This is a genomic window from Haloarchaeobius amylolyticus (genome assembly GCF_026616195.1).
Lineage (GTDB): Archaea > Halobacteriota > Halobacteria > Halobacteriales > Natrialbaceae > Haloarchaeobius > Haloarchaeobius amylolyticus.
Genome location: NZ_JANHDH010000002.1, coordinates 517426 through 536633, shown reverse-complemented (window position 1 = coordinate 536633; position 19208 = coordinate 517426). Strand labels below are relative to the sequence as shown.

20 protein-coding genes are annotated in these 19208 nt (G+C 69.9%); 13 read left to right on the top strand and 7 right to left on the bottom strand.

Features of this window, described 5'->3' with window-relative positions:
• Nucleotides 1-69 precede the first annotated feature (69 nt).
• Complete coding sequence (locus NOV86_RS15035) at nucleotides 70-735, top strand: helix-turn-helix domain-containing protein (protein ID WP_267642429.1); 666 nt, start codon at nucleotides 70-72, stop codon at nucleotides 733-735.
• A gap of 68 nt (nucleotides 736-803) precedes the next feature.
• Nucleotides 804-2108 carry an aspartate--tRNA(Asn) ligase gene (gene aspS, locus NOV86_RS15030; protein ID WP_267642427.1) on the top strand — a complete coding sequence of 435 codons (1305 nt, stop codon included), beginning with the start codon at nucleotides 804-806 and terminating at the stop codon, nucleotides 2106-2108.
• Nucleotides 2109-2262: 154 nt separating this feature from the next.
• On the opposite strand, the gene NOV86_RS15025 is transcribed toward aspS, so the two are convergent.
• The gene (locus tag NOV86_RS15025; protein ID WP_267642426.1) at nucleotides 2263-2649 is read right to left on the bottom strand and encodes a hypothetical protein; all 387 of its coding nucleotides are present in this window, start codon (nucleotides 2647-2649) and stop codon (nucleotides 2263-2265) included.
• A gap of 99 nt (nucleotides 2650-2748) precedes the next feature.
• Here NOV86_RS15025 and NOV86_RS15020 point away from each other — a divergent pair, with 99 nt between their 5' ends.
• The 7 genes from NOV86_RS15020 to NOV86_RS14990 all read left to right on the top strand — a co-directional run bounded on the left by NOV86_RS15020 (nucleotide 2749) and on the right by NOV86_RS14990 (nucleotide 10927).
• Nucleotides 2749-3315 (top strand): hypothetical protein, encoded by a 567-nt coding sequence (locus tag NOV86_RS15020; protein ID WP_267642425.1) that lies wholly within the window; start codon nucleotides 2749-2751, stop codon nucleotides 3313-3315.
• A gap of 98 nt (nucleotides 3316-3413) precedes the next feature.
• Nucleotides 3414-4244: a pantoate kinase gene (locus NOV86_RS15015; RefSeq protein WP_267642424.1), complete on the top strand. Its 831-nt coding sequence runs from the start codon at nucleotides 3414-3416 to the stop codon at nucleotides 4242-4244.
• A 297-nt stretch (nucleotides 4245-4541) separates the two neighbouring features.
• Complete coding sequence (locus NOV86_RS15010; protein WP_267642422.1) at nucleotides 4542-7337, top strand: DUF1508 domain-containing protein; 2796 nt, start codon at nucleotides 4542-4544, stop codon at nucleotides 7335-7337.
• 48 nt (nucleotides 7338-7385) lie between these two features.
• Nucleotides 7386-8138 (top strand): 4-phosphopantoate--beta-alanine ligase, encoded by a 753-nt coding sequence (locus NOV86_RS15005; RefSeq protein WP_267642421.1) that lies wholly within the window; start codon nucleotides 7386-7388, stop codon nucleotides 8136-8138.
• A 54-nt stretch (nucleotides 8139-8192) separates the two neighbouring features.
• Nucleotides 8193-9491 carry a dienelactone hydrolase family protein gene (locus NOV86_RS15000; RefSeq protein ID WP_267642420.1) on the top strand — a complete coding sequence of 433 codons (1299 nt, stop codon included), beginning with the start codon at nucleotides 8193-8195 and terminating at the stop codon, nucleotides 9489-9491.
• A gap of 80 nt (nucleotides 9492-9571) precedes the next feature.
• Nucleotides 9572-10348, top strand: coding sequence for a hypothetical protein (locus NOV86_RS14995; protein ID WP_267642419.1), 777 nt, complete (start codon nucleotides 9572-9574; stop codon nucleotides 10346-10348).
• A 6-nt stretch (nucleotides 10349-10354) separates the two neighbouring features.
• Nucleotides 10355-10927, top strand: a complete 573-nt coding sequence (locus tag NOV86_RS14990) for a DUF6517 family protein (protein WP_267642418.1) — start codon at nucleotides 10355-10357, stop codon at nucleotides 10925-10927.
• Nucleotides 10928-10937: 10 nt separating this feature from the next.
• On the opposite strand, the gene NOV86_RS14985 is transcribed toward NOV86_RS14990, so the two are convergent.
• Nucleotides 10938-11171, bottom strand: coding sequence for a hypothetical protein (locus tag NOV86_RS14985; protein ID WP_267642416.1), 234 nt, complete (start codon nucleotides 11169-11171; stop codon nucleotides 10938-10940).
• A gap of 86 nt (nucleotides 11172-11257) precedes the next feature.
• Here NOV86_RS14985 and NOV86_RS14980 point away from each other — a divergent pair, with 86 nt between their 5' ends.
• The gene (locus NOV86_RS14980; RefSeq protein WP_267642414.1) at nucleotides 11258-12190 is read left to right on the top strand and encodes a sulfide-dependent adenosine diphosphate thiazole synthase; all 933 of its coding nucleotides are present in this window, start codon (nucleotides 11258-11260) and stop codon (nucleotides 12188-12190) included.
• Between the two features lie 63 nt (nucleotides 12191-12253).
• On the opposite strand, the gene NOV86_RS14975 is transcribed toward NOV86_RS14980, so the two are convergent.
• The 5 genes from NOV86_RS14975 to NOV86_RS14955 form a co-directional block, all read right to left on the bottom strand.
• On the bottom strand, nucleotides 12254-13783 hold the full coding sequence (locus NOV86_RS14975; RefSeq protein WP_267642413.1) for a SagB/ThcOx family dehydrogenase: 1530 nt from the start codon (nucleotides 13781-13783) through the stop codon (nucleotides 12254-12256).
• Nucleotides 13784-13867: 84 nt separating this feature from the next.
• The gene (locus tag NOV86_RS14970) at nucleotides 13868-14542 is read right to left on the bottom strand and encodes a class I SAM-dependent methyltransferase (RefSeq protein ID WP_267642412.1); all 675 of its coding nucleotides are present in this window, start codon (nucleotides 14540-14542) and stop codon (nucleotides 13868-13870) included.
• Complete coding sequence (locus NOV86_RS14965) at nucleotides 14539-15435, bottom strand: thiamine-phosphate synthase family protein (protein ID WP_267642411.1); 897 nt, start codon at nucleotides 15433-15435, stop codon at nucleotides 14539-14541. The genes NOV86_RS14970 and NOV86_RS14965 overlap by 4 nt, the downstream gene beginning before the upstream one ends.
• Nucleotides 15432-16025 carry a dCTP deaminase gene (dcd, locus tag NOV86_RS14960; protein ID WP_267642410.1) on the bottom strand — a complete coding sequence of 198 codons (594 nt, stop codon included), beginning with the start codon at nucleotides 16023-16025 and terminating at the stop codon, nucleotides 15432-15434. The genes NOV86_RS14965 and dcd overlap by 4 nt, the downstream gene beginning before the upstream one ends.
• Nucleotides 16026-16078: 53 nt before the next feature.
• On the bottom strand, nucleotides 16079-16807 hold the full coding sequence (locus NOV86_RS14955) for a Yip1 family protein (RefSeq protein WP_267642409.1): 729 nt from the start codon (nucleotides 16805-16807) through the stop codon (nucleotides 16079-16081).
• A gap of 117 nt (nucleotides 16808-16924) precedes the next feature.
• Between NOV86_RS14955 and NOV86_RS14950 the strand changes: the two genes are divergently transcribed.
• The 3 genes from NOV86_RS14950 to truD all read left to right on the top strand — a co-directional run bounded on the left by NOV86_RS14950 (nucleotide 16925) and on the right by truD (nucleotide 19203).
• On the top strand, nucleotides 16925-17422 hold the full coding sequence (locus tag NOV86_RS14950; protein ID WP_267642407.1) for a hypothetical protein: 498 nt from the start codon (nucleotides 16925-16927) through the stop codon (nucleotides 17420-17422).
• A gap of 35 nt (nucleotides 17423-17457) precedes the next feature.
• Nucleotides 17458-17796, top strand: coding sequence for a peptidyl-tRNA hydrolase Pth2 (pth2, locus tag NOV86_RS14945; protein ID WP_267642406.1), 339 nt, complete (start codon nucleotides 17458-17460; stop codon nucleotides 17794-17796).
• Nucleotides 17797-17880: 84 nt separating this feature from the next.
• Nucleotides 17881-19203 carry a tRNA pseudouridine(13) synthase TruD gene (truD, locus tag NOV86_RS14940; protein WP_267642405.1) on the top strand — a complete coding sequence of 441 codons (1323 nt, stop codon included), beginning with the start codon at nucleotides 17881-17883 and terminating at the stop codon, nucleotides 19201-19203.
• Nucleotides 19204-19208 lie beyond the last annotated feature (5 nt).

Genomic DNA, 19208 nt, shown 5'->3' with positions numbered 1-19208 from the left:
TGGTCGTCTGCGGGTATCACGGCCGTCTAGCCGTGACATTTATCTATAATATGGCCTTCTTCGAGACGAATGACTGTCAGTGTCGAGTTCGCCGTCGAAGCGAGTTCGCTGGGCCTCGGGGACACCCTGCGGCGCTTCCCGGACGCGGTGCTGGAGGTCGACCAGGTGGGACGGACCGACCGGGGGACCGTCGAACTCGACTTCTGGGTCCGGAACGTCGACGTCGCCGACTTCCGGGCGGCACTGGCCGACGACGGCTCCGTCGGCAAGCAGACGCACGTCTGTGACCACGACCGGTGGGCACTCCTCTCGGTCACGCTCACCGACGCGGTCCTCGTCTCGCTGTACGACCTGCTACTGGACCTCGACGGCCAGTTGCTCTCGGCGACGTGTCGCGACGCGCAATGGCGGGCCCGGTTCCGGTTCCCCGACCGCGAGGACATGGCGACCTTCGAGGCACACCTCTCCGACAGCGCGGTCTCGGCGTCGGTCGAGGCCGTCGCCAGCGGGCCGTGCGAGCAGCACGTGACCAGACGGGTGACGCTGAGCGACGACCAGCGGGAGGCCCTCCGGGTCGCACTGGCGGCCGGGTACTTCTCGGTTCCACGGGAAGCGAACCTCGGCGACGTGGCTGAGGAACTCGGTATCTCCGGGCAGGCCGCCTCGGAGCGTCTGCGCCGTGGCCTGTCCGAACTCGTCGACCGACAGGTCGGCGAGGACCCGCGGAACCACTGAAAACCCTTTCGGAGGCGTGCTGGCACGAAACGAAGTCATTTAAGATACAGCCTCCGGAATCACGCGGTATGGAGAACAGAACGTACACCGCGGACGTGGAACCCGGCACCTCGGCGACCGTCGCCGGCTGGGTCCACGAGACCCGCGACCTCGGTGGTATCGCGTTCGTCATCGTCCGAGACAAGACAGGCAAGCTCCAGGTCAAACTGGAGAAGGACGAGATGGACGAGGAACTCGTCGAGACCGGCCTCGACGCCGCCCGCGAATCCGTCGTCAAGGTCACCGGCGACGTGAAGGAGGAACCGCGCGCGCCGACCGGCTTCGAACTCGTTCCCGAGTCGTTCGAGGTCGTCGCGCCCGCCGACCCGCAGCTCCCGCTCGACCCATCCGGCAAGGTCGACGCCGAGCTCCCGACCCGCCTCGACAACCGCACCCTCGACCTCCGCAAGCCCGACGTGAAGGCCGTCTTCGAGATCCGCTCGGAGGTCCTGCGCGCGGTCCGCGAGCACTTCCGCGACGTCGGCTGCACGGAGATCAACACGCCGAAGATCGTCGCCACCGGCACCGAGGGCGGCACCGAACTCTTCCCCATCTCGTACTTCGGCGAGGAGGCGTTCATGAACCAGTCGCCACAGCTGTTCAAGCAGCTCATGGCCGGCTCCGGGCTGGAGAAGGTCTTCGAGATCGGCCCCATCTTCCGCGCCGAGGAACACAACACGCCCCGTCACCTGAACGAGGCGACCTCCATCGACTTCGAGGGCGCGTTCCACGACCACAACGACGCGATGGACGTCGTCGAGGGCGTCGTGAAGGCCGCCTACGAGGCCGTCTCCGAGAACTGCCAGGAGGAGCTCGAACTCCTCGGTCTCGAGGACGAGTTCGACCTGCCCGAGGGCGACTTCCCGCGGCTCACCTACGAGGAGGCCATCGAGCGCGTCAACGCGACCGGCGAACTCGACGAGATGCTCGTCTACGGCGACGACCTCTCCACCGAGGCCGAGCGCGCGCTCGGCGAGGACGTCGGCGAGCACTACTTCATCACGAACTGGCCCAGCGAGATCAAGCCGTTCTACATCAAGGACCTCGACGACGACCCCGAGACCTCGACCGGCTTCGACCTCATGCACCCGCGCATGGAGCTCGTCTCCGGCGGCCAGCGCGAGCACCGCTACGACCACCTCGTCGAGGGCTTCGAGCAGCAGGGCCTGAACCCCGACGAGTTCGAGTACTACACCAAGATGTTCAAGTACGGCATGCCGCCCCACGCCGGCTGGGGCCTCGGTGGCGAGCGTCTCATCATGACGATGCTCGGGCTCGACAACATCCGGGAGGCTGTGCTGTTCCCGCGAGACCGCCAGCGTCTGAGCCCGTAAGGGCGAAGTGCGCTGTTTCGGAGCGTGGGAAGCACGAGCAAATCTTCGATTTGCGAGTGAATTCCCGCGAGACGAACACAGTGAGTCTCGCCGAATCGTCAGCGTCCGAGCCCCTCCCCGCCCGCAGAACACCCGATTCCTTTCTTCGCGACCGCTACAGCAGGTAGACCGCCAGCGTCGCCGCCAGCATCCCGACCGCGCTCGACCCGACGAGGGTCTCGACCTGCCTGACGGCGGTCGTCTGGTCGGCGCCCTCGTCGGCGGCGACCCAGCTGTCGCTGTTGTACGCCATCAGGGCGAGTGCGAGGGTGATGATGCCGCCGACGACTCCTGCGAGGAGGCCCCCGACGAGTGCCTCGACCCCGACCAGCAGCCCGCCGAAGACGGCCACGAGGGCTGCGGTCGCGACGCCCGTCACGACGACCGTCGTGGCGGCACCACCCGGACCACCTTCGGTCCCGACGACCAGCCGGGAGCCGCCGGCGAGGACGCCCGCGAGCAGGGCGGCGACCGCGATGCCAGTCAGCTGTGAGAGAGCCATACCGACCCCCTCTCGGGCGGCGGGTTTCAATGGTGCGGTCGCGGGTGGGCAAGCCACCTTGGGCGGCCACTGACACGGGTCGAGGCCCGAGTCCCGGACATGACACGACTCGACGACGCAGTCCTCCAGCGAGCGGTCGACCGTGGTCGGAGTCTCCGCGTGACCGAGTTCCTGACGCTGGTCGAGCGGTTCCACGACGCCGACCGGCCGGGGGTCGCCACCGAGACGGTCCGCGAGTACGCCGCGGCGGTGCGTGACGAGATGGCCGGCGGCGAGGACGTGCCGTTCGAGCCGGAGAGTCTGGTGACGGTCGTGACGGACCGGGCCGACGACGCGGAGACGTGGACCGGCGCCGACTGCTACTGGGTCGGTGATGGCCGGGTGAGCGCCTTCCCGGCGTCGTGGCACGACGACCTCGCGGGCGAGACCGACGTGACGGCGTACGTCGAGCGCCTGCGGGACCCGGGCAGCGGGGACGACGCCCGGACGCCGATGGGCGGCGCCGGCGAGGGCGTCCCGGACGAGCTGTTGCTCGACGCGCTGGGCATCCTCGGCGGCGTGGAGCGCGAGGCGGCGAAGGCCCGCATCGAGGAGTTGCTCCAGTCCGACGTCCTCGCCGCCGGCGCGGACCAGCACCCGAACCGGCACATCAGGCTCGCCGAGTAGGGCAACGGGCTGGGCGGGTCGACAGTCGGCCGAGTAGAGCCCCACGGGGGAGCGGGAGATGATAACGATTTAACGCCCGCGTCGCAGACTCTCGGGGTATGACCGACGAGGCGCGTGCTTTCGTCCCCGGGCACATCACGGGGTTCTTCAGCGCGCATCCGAACGCGGACGACCCGACGAAGGCGGGCTCCCGGGGTGGGGGGCTCACGCTCACCGACGGCGTCGAGGTGACGGTCCGACCGAGCAGCGACCCGACGGTGCGGCTGAACGGCGAGGTCACCGAGGTCGACTCGGTGCTGACGGTGCTCCGGACGCTCGACGCCGGGGCGACCGTCGAGGCCGAGACGCCGCTACCCCTCGGCGCCGGCTTCGGCGTCTCCGGCGCGATGGCGCTCGGGACCGCGCTGGCGACGAACCAGGTGTTCGACCGGCAGCTCTCGGAGAACGAACTGGTGACCATCGCCCACGGCGCGGAGGTGCAGGCCGGGACCGGCCTCGGCGACGTGGTCGCGCAGGCTCGCGGGGGTATCCCCCTCCGGCTGGAGCCGGGCGGCCCGCAGCACAACCTGCTCGACGGGATTCCGGCGCGCGCCCGGGTCGAGTACCTCAACATCGGCCAGCTCTCGACCGCCGAGGTGCTCTCGGGCGACACGGAACAGCTCTCGGAGGCGGGCAAGCAGGCACTCTCGCGCGTCGTCAAGGAGCCGACGCTGGCGAGTTTCATCTTCGCGTCGCGCCGGTTCGCCCGCGAGGCGGACCTGCTCACCCCCGACGTCAGGGACGTCATCGAGGAGGTCATCGACGCGGGCGGCCAGGCGTCGATGGCGATGCTCGGCGAGACGGTGTTCGCACTCGGCAGTGGTCTGACCGACGCCGGCTACGACGCCTCGGTGTGTGCGACCCACCCGGCCGGCGCGATGCTGAAGTGACGGCGGGGCGCTGGTGACCGCCGGCGCACCGCCCTCGATTCTCCGTGGGACCGCGGCCGCGCGAACGATGCGATTTCCGGCTGATTCGCCGTCCAGAGCCCTGTCAGCGCCCAGTCACGTCGCCACTGGAGATAGTGTTAACGAACAACCATAAGAAATACTATCGTTCGAAACCGCCAGACGGTTCGGCCGCAAGTGTTAATACATAGACGCGGTTGTACGTTTTATTTTCCTAAAATTAGCCGTGAGTGGGGTTGAAGCATTTATTATAAATGGGGGATAGATTCGCCTGTGGGCATGTCGACGCATACCGAAGTGCGGAACAAGCTGTTCGGGTTGTACGAACAATACGTGGGTGAACCGGAGTCGGCCCGTGAGGTCTACGGGTACTGGCTCTTCATCGCCGGCTATCTCGTCGGGTTCGGTGGAATCCTCTTCTACCTGCTCGGTCCGGGGATGATGGCCGGCGAACAGTTCTTCCTACAGGAGATCGCCTGGTCCATCGCGGCCGTGGGGCTCTCGCTGGGACTGTTCGGGATCGTGTTGCTGTTACCGGTACGCAGGCGAGCGATACAGGCCTCGGTGGTGGGGCTCGCCATCGCCATCGTCGGCGTGATACTGTTCACGACCGTCTACCCGCAGTACTGGGGGCCTGACGGCATCTCCGACCGGAGCCCGATGGTCATCGTGACGTACCTGACCGGGAACGCGATACTGGCCGGCGTGACGGCGCTGGTCCCGGTCGTCACCGGGCGCAAGGGCTTCCTCGTCGAGGAGGAGGGCTACGGCGACCAGCCGCCCGTCATGGTCGGCGAAGCGATGCGGGGCGCCCTGTTCGCGGTGTTCCGGAACGCGACAGGCGACTGGACCTGGCGCATCATCCAGCAGGACGCACTGGCCAGCAGCGAGGCGACGGCCGCGACCCGGCCCGACGCCGAGGCGACCATCGACGGCGTGAAGACACAGATCGACGAGGCCGGCCTGCTGGAGATCACGACGGCCGCCTTCCGCCTGTACGAGAACGACGAGGGCGAGTGGCGCTGGGTGCTGATGCGCGACGACGGCAGCGTCGTCGCCGAAGGTACCGACCTCTACGAGGACCGCGACACGACCGAGGAGTCGGTCAGTTTCGTCAAGGAGGCCGGTGCCGGCGCGGACATCCTCGACATCGACGGGGCCGCGTTCAACTACACCGAGCGCGACAACCGCTGGACGTGGGAGCTGCTCGACGCGGACCGGAACGACCTGGCGACCGGCGTCGGGGACTTCCCGAGCCACGAGGACGCCGAGCGCGTCGCGATGCGGATGGCCGAGGAGTTCGGCGACGCGCGCGCCCTCGCCGTCGAGTCCATCGGGGTCGAACTCGCCAACGAGGACGGTACGTGGGACTGGCGGTTCGTCGACGGCGACGACGAACTGCTCGCGACCAGCACGGCCGACTTCGACACCCGTCGGCAGGCCGAGTCCGCGGTCGAGGACGTGCTGCCGGCGGTCGGCGACTCCTCGGTGACCGTCGCCGGGACGCCGACGTACGAGCTCCACGAGACCGACGAGGGCTGGCGCTGGCGGCTGGTCGACGCGACCGAGAGCGTCGTCGCCCGGAGCCACGAACCCACCGGCGACCGCGCGGCGAGCGAGCGCTCGGCCGACGAGGTCGCCCGGAACGTCGAAGCCGCCGACCTCGTCGACATCGACGGGGCCGAGTACGAGGTCTACCCCGACGGCGAGGACTGGCACTGGCGGCTCGCCACCGAGGACCGGACCGTCCTCGCGGACTCGACGTTCGACCACATGTCCGAGGACGCCGCGACCGAATCCATCGAACGGGTGCGCGAGCAGGCCGCCGAGGCCGACCTCATCGAGTTCGAGAACGCCGCGTTCCAGGTCTACGAGGCCGACGACGGCGAGTGGCGCTGGCGGCTCATCGACGAGGACGGCGCCGTGATGGCCGACTCCGGCGCGGAACACGAGTCCCGCTCGGAGGCGACCGAGGCCATGATGACGCTGAAGCAGAAGGCACCCGACGCGGAGATGCTGGAGATCGACACCGCCGCCTTCGAGCTGTTCCGCAACGACGACGACCTGTGGGGCTGGCGGCTCATCGACGAGGCCGGCCACATGGTCGCCGAGGGGCCGAAGCTCCACGACACCCGTGGCGGCGCACGCACCTACCTCTCGCAGCTGAAGGACAACCTGCACGCCGACGTGCGGACCATGTCCGACGCCATCTTCCAGGCGTACACCGACGACGGTGACTGGCGCTGGCGGTTCGTCCTCACGGACGGCCGCGTCGTCGCCGACGGCGAGGCGGCCCACGCGACCCGCGACGACCTCAAGCAGACGGTCGAGCGCATCCGCGGCGTGGCCGCCGAGGCCGACTCCTACGCCATCGGGCAGTTCGTCGTCCAGCTCGTCGGGGAGGAGGACGACTGGCGCTGGCGGCTCCTCGACCGCGACCGCGACCTGGTCGCCGAGAGCGCACGCGCCTACGAGACCGAACAGGCCGTCAAGGACGTCGTCATGGCCGTCCAGAACGACGCGGCCGACGCCCCCGTCTTCTCCATCGAGTCGGCGGTCATCTGGCTCACCCGCGAGGACTCGGGCTGGCGGTGGACCCTCAGCGACGAGGACCGCGAGGTGCTCGCGCAGGGGACGCGGTTCTTCGGGACCAGGGGCGACCTCGAGGACCACGTCGAGGACCTCCGGCGGCTCGCCCCGCAGGCCGGCCGGGTCGACTTCGGCGACGCCTCCTACGAGCTGTTCCGCGAGGGCGACAGCTGGTACTGGCGGCTGCTCGACTCCTCCCAGCAGGTCGTCTCGACCGGCGCGGGCGCGTTCGACAGCCGCGAGGAGGCACGCAAGACGGTCGAGAGCGTGCGCGACCTCGTCAGCGCGGCCAGCGTCATCGAGATCGACGACGCGGCCTTCGAGTTGCACATGGTCGAGGGCGGCTGGATCTGGCGCCTCGTCGACGAGGGCGGCGACGCCCTCGCCGAGAGCATCGAACCGCACGAGAGCCGGAGCGAGGCCCGCACGGAGATGAACCTCGTGAAGGAACACGCACCCGACGGCTGGGTCTCGTTCACCGAGTAGTCGGCCACAGACCGGGGGTATTTTTTCGTCGGTGGCGTATCGCGGGCCATGAGCGACCACGTCGAGGTACCCGAGAGCCATCCCCGGTACCTCTCGTTGCTGACCCGTCACCGCATCGAGGCGGGCGTCGACAAGGGCATCACGAGCAAGCAGGGCCTCATCGCGGAGGGTCGCGGCGAGGCCTTCGACTACCTGCTGGGCGAGGAGACCATCGAGAGCGCCGACGCCGCCGAGCGCGCCGCGGCCGCACACCTGCTGCTGGCCGAGCACCCGGTGCTCTCGGTGAACGGGAACGTCGCCGCGCTCTGCCCGGAGGAGATGGTCGAGCTGGCCGAGGCGACCGGGGCGGACCTCGAGGTGAACCTGTTCAACCGCACCCCCGAGCGCATGCAGGCCATCGCCGACCACCTGCGCGAGCACGGCGCGACGGACGTGAAGGGGCTGACCGCGGACGCCCGCATCCCCGGCCTCGACCACGAGCGCGCGAAGGTCGACGCCGACGGCATCTACAGGGCCGACGTGGTGCTGGTCCCGCTCGAAGACGGCGACCGCGCCGAGGCGCTGGCCGAGATGGGCAAGACCGAGATCGTCGTCGACCTCAATCCCGGCTCGCGCTCGCCCCGGATGGCCGCCGTCCCGGTCATCGACAACATCATGCGGGCGATTCCGAACATCACCGAACACGCCCGCGAGCTCGCGGACGCCAGCGAGGACGAGCTTCGCGACATCGTCGAGTCGTTCGACCGCGAGCGGGCGCTGGACGAGGCCGAGGCCGCGATCCGCAACGGGAGCTTCGACTGACCGCGAGCCGTCCTCAAGCTATTTGTCTACTGACCAGAAATCTGGGCGACGACCATGGTCCCCAGGGACGATGTCGAAGACACGGTCCGAACGTTCGCCACCCGCTTCGGTGACCAGTCCGTCGCCGATGCAGCCGACCTGCTGACCGCGGCCGGCCGGGAGGCGGTCGTCGAGCACCTGCCCGACGAGTTCCAGCAGGGGGAGCCCGACGCCGAGGACGCCCTCGAGCAGTACTGGTGGGGCCTCTACAGCCAGTACGGGCGCTTCGAGGGCGTCGGCGAGGTCCGCGTCGATGGCACCGACGCGACCGTCACGTTCGACTTCGAGAACGGCTCCGAGACGGCCAGCGTGTCGGTCGCCGACGAAGGGGACGGTATCACGGGCTTCTCGTTCTCCCCCGAGTACGCGGCCCCGGACTACGTCGACGAGCGCGACTTCGGCGAACGCGAGGTGACAGTCGACACCGGCGACGTGTCCCTCGACGGGCTGCTCACGGTTCCCGACGGTTCCGGCCCGTTCCCGGGCGTCCTGCTCGTCCACGGCGCGGGCATCCACGACCCGGACGGGACCGCCGGGAACGCGAAGATACTCAGGGACCTCGCGTGGGGGCTCGCCAGCGAGGGCATCGCGACGCTCCGGTACGAGAAGCGACTCGCCGACCACGAGGTCGCCGACGAGGCGTTCACGCTCGACAGGGTCGTCACCGACGACGCGGTCGCCGCGCTCACCGAACTCGCCGCGGCCGAGGAGGTGACCGCGGACGCCCTGTTCGTCGTGGGCCACAGCCAGGGCGGGATGGCCGCCCCGCGCATCGCGGCCCGGTACGGCGGGGTCGCGGGCATCGTGAACCTCGACGGGCCCGCCGACCCGCCGCTGGCCCCCGAGGACGCCGACATCATCCGGTACGAGTTCGAGGTCGACGGCGACCTCGACGCGGAGCAGGAAGCCCGGCTCGAGGACGACCGCGAGACGCTCCGTCGTATCGCCACGGGCGAGTTCGAGGACGACGAGACCATCCACGGGCGACCCGGGACGTGGCACCGGAGCGTGAACGAGTGTACCCCCGCGGCGACCGCCAGCGACCTCGGGCTGCCGGTGTTCGTCGCGAAGACGAGCCGGGCCGACGAGGAGACGCAGGCAGAACTGCTCACGTTCCAGCGACAGGAGTTCGAGGTGTGGCAGGCCGCCGACCTCCCGCCCGGCAGCCGGGTCGAACTGTACGAGGGCGTCGACCACTACTTCCAGGCTGGCCCGACGCCGGTGACGATGGACGGGCTCTACTTCGGCGGGAACGTGGCCGAGGAACTGGTGACGGACCTCGCGACGTGGGTCCACGAGACCGCGCCGCAGTAGGGTGGGGTGGGGTCGCTACGCCGTGTGCGACCTACCGAGTGACGCCCAACGTTCTTGTCCTCCGGGTGCCAACAGTTCCCATGGTCAGATACACGGCTGGCAACGACCACGGCGCGGCGGTGCTCTCCCGTGCCGGGTACGAGATGGATGCGGGTGATGGCCCGGTGGTCGGACGACCGACGGGCGACGGCCCCGACCTGTTCCGGACCGACCGACCCGTGGTGGTCGAAGCACTGGCGCCGGAGAACGTCGACGCGAAGACGCTGGTCCCGCAGTTCGCGAACGCGCTCGCCGGCGAGCAGAACGTCCTCTTCGTCGTCCCCGACGAGTCGAAACTGGGCGTCGCCCTGGGCATCCTCGACCGGCCCTACTGCGTGGCCGCCGAGACCGACACCCGGTGTCGTACCTTCTACAACGGCCCCGACCGCGTCCCGCTGGCGAACGGCCGGTACGCGCTCGCACAGGCCGACGAGTACGTCTGGCGCGAACTCGACCCGGACGAGTCCGAACTGGACGGAAGAACGGGCTCCGACCGCAAGGAGGTCGTCCTGACGGGTGACGGCGAGACCGTCGCACTGTTCACCGACGTCGACGGGCTCTCGTGTCCCACGCCCGACGCGTTCCCGTTCTCCTACGGGCGCGGCCACGACAAGCAGTTCCACGTCCACGACCGCGACGGCCGCGAGGTCGGCCGGTTCACCAGCATCCAGGCGATGCGCAAGCACGGCTACGAACCGGTGCCGATGCCGCTGGTCCCCGAGCACCTGTTCGAACGCGGGTCGCTCGCGGGGTCGTGGGCCGTCGTCGTCGAGGATTCGTTCCGCGTCCACACCGGCGACGGAACTCACGCGGTGTAGATGCCGGTGACACTGCCAGAGTCCCGGCTCGACGGGGAGTGGCGCCTCGTCGAACAGGTGACGGAGACGGTGTTCCGCCTTCCCGCGGCAGAGGTCGTCGGCGAGACGCACCTCTACGAGGACGGTGCGCTCCGCGACACCGTGCGGGAGGCGACCGAGGGAGCCCACGACCTGCCGTGGCGGTTCTTCTTCTCGACCGACCTGACGTTCCGGCCGCCGCTGGCCCCCGGGTTCGGCACCGCGTCGGTGTTCCCGACCGTGGTCTCCTCGGCGCGCCGCGAGTTCGCCGGCGACCTCCGCGAGCGCGGCTTCGAGAACGTCGAACAGGGCCGGAGCGAACGGATGCGCCTCGGAAGCGGGAGCCGCGCCCGGCTCCACCGCTACACCGCCCGGTACCCGCTCTCGGGAGACGCGGTCGAGGTCGAGGGCTGGCTGGCGGTCTGGTCGGACGGCGGCTCGTTCGCCCTCGCCGGCGGGGCCTACCCGGTCGCCGGGCTGTCCGAGCTCGCGCCCTCGGTCACGGTCTCACCCGGAACCTACCGCAACGAGTTGCTGGACATGATCGAGAGCGTCGGGTAGTCTGGCCCTCTCAGAACCAGCCGCGCCACCAGCTCCCCGGGTCGACGTAGAGTCCCAGCACGACCAGTGGCAACAACAGCACCAGCGCCCCGACGAAGACACCCACGAGCACGAGGGCGAACGTCTCGCCGTGCGGCCCGAGGCGCGCGACGCGGGCGGCGACGACGCCGACACCGACGAGACAGCCCACGGTGGCGACCGCCACGAACGCGAGTCGCCAGCGGAGCAACCGGTCGCTGACCATGCACGCTCCTCGAATCTCTGCGGTTTCGTTCTTTCGGTCGGGCGACCGAAAGAGGTATCAAACACTTGGTGGTAACACTAGGTGGTATGCGAGACTTCGACCAGTTCAGCGACGTCGGCGAAGCGGCGGTCACACGAGCCATCGGCCAGGAGTGGAGCGAGGAGTTCCTCGACTACTCGGACACGGAGGTCATCATCGTCGGGGGCGGCCCCTCCGGCCTGATGGCCGCGACGGAACTCGCCGAGCGCGACGTGGACGTGATGGTCGTCGAGAAGAACAACTACCTCGGCGGCGGGTTCTGGCTCGGCGGCTTCCTGATGAACAAGGTCACCGTGCGCGACCCCGCCCAGAAGGTGTTCGACGACCTCGAGGTGCCCTACGAGGAGGCCCGCGACACCGAGGACCTGTTCGTCGCGAACGGCCCCCACGCCTGTTCCGCGCTCATCAAGGCCGCCTGCGACGCCGGCGCGAAGATGCAGAACATGACCGAGTTCACGGACATCGTCGTCCGCGAGGACCACCGCGTCGCCGGCATCGTGATGAACTACACGCCGGTCCACGCGCTCCCCCGGGAGATCACCTGCGTCGACCCGGTCGCCGTCGAGGCCGACCTCGTCATCGACTCCACCGGCCACGACGCGATGGCCATCAACAAGCTCGACGAGCGCGGCGTGCTGGATGCGCCGGGCATCGAGGCCGCGAACGAGCGCGGGCAGGTGATGGACCAGACCGGCGACGACAGCTACGGCGCGCCCGGCCACGACTCGCCCGGCCACGACTCGATGTGGGTCGGCCGCAGCGAGGACGAGGTCGTCGAGCACACCGGCCTCGTCCACGACGGCCTCGTCGCCTCCGGCATGGCGGTCGCGACGGCCTACGGCCTGCCGCGGATGGGGCCGACCTTCGGCGCCATGCTCGTCTCCGGCAAGAAGGCCGCGGAGGTCGCCCTCGACGAACTCGGCGTCGACGCCGAGCCGGTGTCGCTCTCGGCGAAGGCGCCCGCGCCCGCGGACGACTGAGGCCCGGAACCGCCTGCTGACGACTCACTCACGCAGGGGCCTCGATGCGGCACACCCTCGGCCCTACTGCTCCGGCTTCCCGAACGCGAACAGCGTCATCGGCGTCTGGTTCGACGCGCGCGGCGAGAGGTGCTCGCTCACGAGGTCGTCGTAGAACGTGAACCCGCGGCCGCCGAGGGCGCGATGGGCGTAGGTCGCGAGGTAGAGCCGGCCGAGCGCGATACCGCCCTCCAGCTGGGCGAGCCGGTAGCCCCGGTTCCCGACGTGCTCGACCACCGCGTCCACGTCGGCCATGGCGTAGACGTTGACCGCGGCGTCGCCGACGACCTCCTGCCCGAGGGCGAGGTAGGCCGCTTCCTGCCGGCCGGTGTCGCCGACGCGCTCCAGGGCGTTCTCCCCCGGGTGGTACTGGTACGCGCCAGAGGGGACGCCCTCGACCGCGTGGACGAGGACGTAGTAGTCGAGCAGCGAGTCGGGCGCGCCGCGGCCGAAGCAGTCGGTCGGAACCCCCCGGAGCGCCCGGTCCAGGATGGTCGCGAGCTTGCGGTCACTGATGGGCTCGTGGCTGTACTCGCGAAGCGAGCCGCGACGCTCGATGGTGTTCCCGACCGGGCGGGCAGAGGCGGTCTCGTCGTCCACCGGGTCGAGCTGGACCAGGTCACCGGCACCGGGTGCGTGGGTGCCACAGTCGGCCGCCGTCGCGTCCGCGAACCCCTCGCGCCACGCTTCGGCGGTCTCGCCGTCCGCGAGGGTGGACTGGTCCCAGGCGTCGTGGATGAGGGGGAACTCGACCGGGTCGGAGGCCACCTCGATGGCGGGGTCGATGTGCTCGACCGACCCGGGCGCTGGCGCCGGGTCGTCCGCACCGACGGCGACCAGCTCCAGTGGCGCCTCCCACTCGGGGTCGATACCCAACAACTCGACGACCGGCTCGTCGGCGAAGCCCGCCACGACCTCGGCCCGGTAGCCCGCGCCGTGGGCGACCGCGAGCAGGTTCGCGAGGACGGTGCCCGAGTCCCAGAAGGCGTGGCGATAGGTCCGGTCGCGGTACTTCCAGGAGTTGCGCCACCACGTCGACGTGGCGACGAGCGTGACGGGCGCATCCGCGACGCCCTGTTGCCCACCACTGGCGGCCGCGAGCACGCCCCGGAAGTCGCCCTCCCGCAGGACGTGGAACTCGTCGGACTCGGGGTCGTACTGGTAGACGCCCGGGTCTGCGTCGTCGAGGTCGCCCGTCACCGCGTAGAGGTCGATGTGGTAGAGCTTGCCCGTGCAGGAGGCGGCCCGGAACGACGCCTGCTCGCCACGTATCTCGAGGGTCTTCGTGACCCCGGCGGCGTAGTGACAGAGCTCCGCGAGCCCGGTCCCGGTCGCCGGGTCGCCGACGCGGTCCGGTGACGGCCGCGACGTGGCGACCGCCGACAGCGCCGGGGCGTCCGGGGGGTTCACCGGCTCACCGAGGGAGAGACGCGGGAGATCGGTGTACACCTTCGAGGGCCGTGGCTTGTTGTCGAAGTCGAGCGTCCAGTCGGTGTCGCGGACGCTCTGCGGGGAGTGCTTCGAGCGTTCGTGGTACTCGCGGGCGTCGACCATGCTGGCGGGTTCGCCGGAGTGCGGCAAAGAAGTTGGGCCGGTGTGGGAACGGCCACCGGCCGGAGCCAGCCGACGGCCAGCCCGTCAGAGCCGGCCGCCCGTCACCCGGACGATGCCGAGGACGTGCTCTTCGTGGTGGGTCGCCCGCGCTCGCGCCCGGAGCGCCTCGCGGGCGTCGGTCACGCGTTCCAGCAGTTTGTCGTGCATCGACTCCTCGTAGCGGAACTTGAACGTCGGCGGCGTCGAGAGGACCGTCAGCGCCCGGAACAGGGCGTTGACGGGCTTCGCGATGGTGCGCTCGGAGAGCGCGGCGTCGACGAGGACGACGGTCCCGCCCGCCCCGACCAGGTCGCACCACGCCTCGACCTCGCCCGCCGGGTCCGCCAGCATCCCCGAGACGAACGTCGAGAGGACGGCGTCGACCTCGCCGCAGAAGGGCGCCTGCGTCGCGTCGCCGTGGACGAGGTGGACGTTGTCCCAGCCCTCGCGGTCGACGAGTCGCTGTGCCCGGGCCAGCATCCCACGGGTGTAGTCGAGGCCGACCACGGTCCCCTCGGAGCCGACACGCTCACGGAGGTAGGGCAGGTTCGCGCCGGTCCCACAGCCCATCTCGACGACGGTGTCGCCGCGGTCGAGGTCGAGCGCGGCCGCCGCCCGGTCGCGCAGGTCGCCGATACCCGGCGTGGCCCGCGCCAGCCAGTCGTACAGCCGCGCCCAGCGCCCGTAGAACTGCTGGGCGGCCGCCGTGCCGTCGCTCATACCAGTTTGCGGACGACCTCGGCGACACCGACCGCGTCGTCGCCGAGGACGTAGACGATGGGTTCGATGCCGTAGCTCCCCGTCTGGTAGAGCACCGTCGCCTCCGGGTTGTCCGCGAGTGCGGCCGCGACCGAGGCGTCGAGGCCGTCCTCGCTCTCGAACTCGGCGGTCTCGTAGCCCAGCTCCTCCAGTCGCGCGACGAGTTCGGCGTCGTAGCGGATGTTCAACGCGGCGTTGACGTCCGCGCCGGCCTCGCGGGCCGCCAGCAGGACCGACGCGACGTACTCGCTCACGCCGAACTCGGGCTCGCTCGGGACCGTCGCGCGCCCCTTGATGTCGACGATGCGGCCCGGGACGCCCGCCACGTCGTCGATGCTGGTCGCGTCGGGGGTGCAGGCGACGAGGTTCGACCCCACGTTCGGGATGAGCCCCGCGAAGCCGCTGGCGTTCTCCAGCACGCGCAGGCCCCGCCGGAGCGAGGACAGCACGCGCTCGGCGGTGCGGAACTCGCTGTCGGCGTCGTGGATGTCGAACTCGGAACCGTACTCCGCCAGCTCGGGCATCTCGCGCTGGTGGATGGTCGCGAGCAGGTCGCCACGCTCCAGTTTGCGGATGAGCACCTCGGTCTCGACGAGACCCTGCACGGGCGTCATCGTCCCGTCGGCGAGGCCCTCACCGACGCGTTCGACCAGTGCCTGGACGCGCTCGTCCTCCAGGAACTCCTCGCGCTGGCCCACGTCCCCGTGGGCGTACTTCGAGACCGCGGACTGGCTGATACCCAGTGCCTCGGCGACCTCGCTCTGTGTGAACCCGCGCTCTCGCAGGTCGGCCGCGAGCATGGATCGGAACGTCGGGAGGAACTCCTCGACGACGATCTCTTCGATGAACCTCATTCTTTCTGGTGTCCACTAAACTCGTGGTCACCTTGAATCTTCGAGGCCTGTGGGCCGGCCTGGTCCTGGTACTTCGACCCGCGCTCGGCGCCGTAGGGGCGCTTCGCGGGCGAGGTCATCTCGGTGAAGACGAGCTGGGAGATGCGCATACCGGGCGTCAGCGTCACCGGTGCGGTGCCGAGGTTCGACAGTTCGAGGGTTATCTGGCCCCTGTAGCCGGGGTCGATGAAGCCCGCCGTGGCGTGGACCACGACCGCGAGGCGGCCCAGCGAGGACCGCCCCTCGACCTGTGCCACGAGGTCCGGAGGGACCTCGACGCGCTCTTTCGTCGTGCCCAGCACGAAGTCGCCCGGGTGGAGGATGAACTCCTCGTCGTCGTCGACGACCGTCTGCGAGACGTAGTCGTCGACCTCTTGCTCGCTGTTGGGGTGGATGCAGGGGATGTTGGTGCGCCGGAACTCCAGGAACTCCCGCCCGAGGCGCACGTCGACGCTCGCCGGCTGGACCTGCAGGTCGATGTCGTCCAGCGGCTCGATGACGAGGTCGCCCTCCTCCAGTCGCCGGAGGATGTCGGCGTCCGACAGTATCATGCGCGGAGAATGCCGGTGGGTGCGGTAAAAGCTCCCGGTCCGGCGCTCGCCGGTCAGAGCGACAGCAGGAACAGCAGCCCCGCGACGATGCCGGCCGCGGTGAAGCCAGCCGCCCGGGAGACGTGCCGGAGGCGTTCGAGGCCGTAGCCCCAGATGGCGACCTGCCAGGCGGTCGTCCCCAGCCGGAGCACGAGCAACAACGCGCCGAGGGTGCCGCCGAAGACGGCCCGGAACTCGCGGACGAAGGCGTCCGGGTTCGAGAGCTGGAAGGTCTTCCCGGCGAGGACGGCCGAGACCGCGGCGGCCCCGACGACCCCGGCGATGGCGGTCGGGACGAAGCCCCAGCCGGTGACCGCGAGCGTCCGGGTGAAGCTCCCTTCGCCACCGCCGAGGGCGGTGAGGACGTGCAGCCCCACGCCGAGGATGGGCCACAGCAGCAACAGCCCGACGAACAGGATCGGCAACTGGCCGGAGGCGACGTTCCAGAACAGGGCGCCGGCGTCCCGGTCGAGCGTCTTCGGCTGGTTACAGCCGTCCTCGAAGACGCTGTCGTTCTCCATCGGAGAGTCGTCAGAACAGACCCAGTCCGGCGGCCGCTCGGGGTTGTCGACGGTCACGGTCCCGGTGATGGACGTCGACGCGACGTACAGCATCGCGCCGGCCGCGCCGGTCACGACGAGCGCGGCGAGCAGGACGGCGGCGAACGCCGGGCCGAGGTCACGGCCACGGGCGTCCGGGGCGAAGAAGGCGGCGGGGTCGACCAGGAGGTCGCGGAGGGACATACCAGAGACCCCACACCAGTATTGTAAATGTTTTCTGATACGATGGGGTCGGCCGTGACGACTCAGGTCTCGATACGTCGCGAACGATTAAGCGCCTGACCCGACGAGGTTCACCGGATGCGACGACGACGTTTCGTGCAGGCAGCGACCGCCGGACTGGTGGGCAGCATCGCCGGCTGTTCGGCCCTCGAGGCCGAACTCCGCGGGCAGACCGAGACGGCGGGCGGCGGCGTCGCGCTCGAACCGAACGAGGACGACCCGCCGCGGGCGGTGCTCCCGAAACCACCCGGGTACCTCGACATCACGGAACTCCGCAGTACCGGGAGCAGCATCGGCGCGAACGCCGGCCAACTGGCGACCTACGCGGGCGACGGCGACCGCTTCCGGGTCGGCGTCTACCGGATGGAGAACGACTCGCAGGCGAGCAAACTGGCCGACCGCATCGCCGAGCAGGGCCGCTTCTACGGCTTCGACGTCGCGGCCCGCCACGGCGTGTTCGTCATCGGTGGGGGCGCCGAGCAGGGGACGCGGGAGGGCCTCGTCGCGCTGCTGATTCGCTCGGACGCGCTCTCGCGGTCCTACCTCGCCGCACACGACCTGCTGGGCGCCGAATAGCCACCGTTTTATCCGGACCAGCCGACGGTTCGCGCATGAAACAGGCCATCGTCGCGCGGACCGACATCGGCATGGGGAAAGGGAAACTGGCGGCACAGGTCGCCCACGCCTCGCTCTCGGCGTACGAGGACGCCGGCCGCAAGGCCCGGAACGAGTGGAAGGGCTCCGGCCAGAAGAAGGTCGTCCTCAAGGCCAGCAGCGAGCACGAACTGTTCGAACTCGCCGACAGGGCCGAGCGCGAGGGTATCCCCCACGCCATCGTCCGCGACGCCGGCCACACACAACTCGACCCGGGCACCGTCACCACGCTGGCGGTCGGTCCGGCCGACGACGACCTCGTCGACCGCGTGACCGGCGACCTCTCGCTGTACTGAATCGACCCGGACGCCGAACGAAATCCCTTATTCCCGGGCGGGCGAACACTCGGCCGTGACGCGATTCATCGCGGGTGGTGCCTGATGCGGGACGCCCACCCACGCGAACGGGCGGTCGGCATGGAGTACTACGTGAGCGACGCCGACGGGGTCGGCGGCCACCTGCGCGACCGCGATCGCGACTTCCGGGTGCGCGAGGTCGAGGCGTTCGACGCCGAGCCGGTCGAGTCCGGGACCAGCGACTACCCGTACCTCGTGGTGCGGGCGACGCTTTCGGGCTGGGACACGAACGACTTCGCGCGCCAGCTGGCGAACGATCTCGAGATGAGCCGCGGGCGGGTGTCGTGGGCCGGCACGAAGGACAAGCACGCTGTGACGACGCAGCTGTTCACGCTGCAGGACGTCGAGCCCGACGACCTGCCCGAGCTGAACGGGGTCGACCTGGAGGTCGTCGGCCGCGCCGGGCGTGCGCTCATGTTCGGTGACCTCGTCGGCAACGAGTTCGAGATCACCGTCTCCGACGCCGCTGCGCCAGAGAACGCCGCGACCATCACCGAGGAGCTGCGCGAGTTCGGCGACGGCGACGTGGCGGTCCCGAACTTCTTCGGCCAGCAGCGCTTCGGCAGCAAGCGCCCGGTGACCCACGAGGTCGGCCTCGAGGTCGTCCGTGGCGACTGGAAGGGCGCCGTGATGGCGTACCTCGGCAGCCCCGACGAGGAGGAACCCGAGAGCACACAGGAGGCGCGCCGGCTGGTCGAGGAGACCGAGGACTGGCAGGCCGCACTCGACGCCTTCCCGCACCGGCTGCGCTACGAGCGCTCGATGCTGCACGCGCTGGTCGAGAACGGCGGAACCGAACCCGGGGACTTCCGCGAGGCGCTGGAGGTCCTCCCCGAGAACCTGCAGGCGCTGTTCGTCCACGCCGCGCAGTCCTACGCGTTCAACCGGATGCTGAGCGAGCGCCTGGAGCGCGGGCTCCCGTTCACGAAGCCGGTGGCTGGCGACGTGGTCTGCTTCGCAGACCGCGACGGACCGGCGGACCTGCCGCTGCCGGACACGGACCGACTCCAGCGCGTGACCGAGAAGCGCGTGGACACCATCGCCCGCCACTGCGAGCGCGGCCGGGCGTTCGTGACCGCGCCGCTGGTCGGGGTGGAGTCGGAACTGGGTGACGGCGAACCGGGCGAGATTGAGCGCGAGGTGCTCGACGACCTCGACCTCGAACCGGGCGACTTCGACCTGCCGGGCGAGTTCTACAGCGCCGGGACGCGGCGGGCCATCCTCGTCGAGACGGACCTGTCGGTCGCCGAGGACCCGCTGACGTTCTCGTTCACGCTCCCGAAGGGGTCGTACGCGACCGTGGTACTGCGGGAGTACCTCAAGGCCGACCCGCTGGACCTGGGCTGACGGGG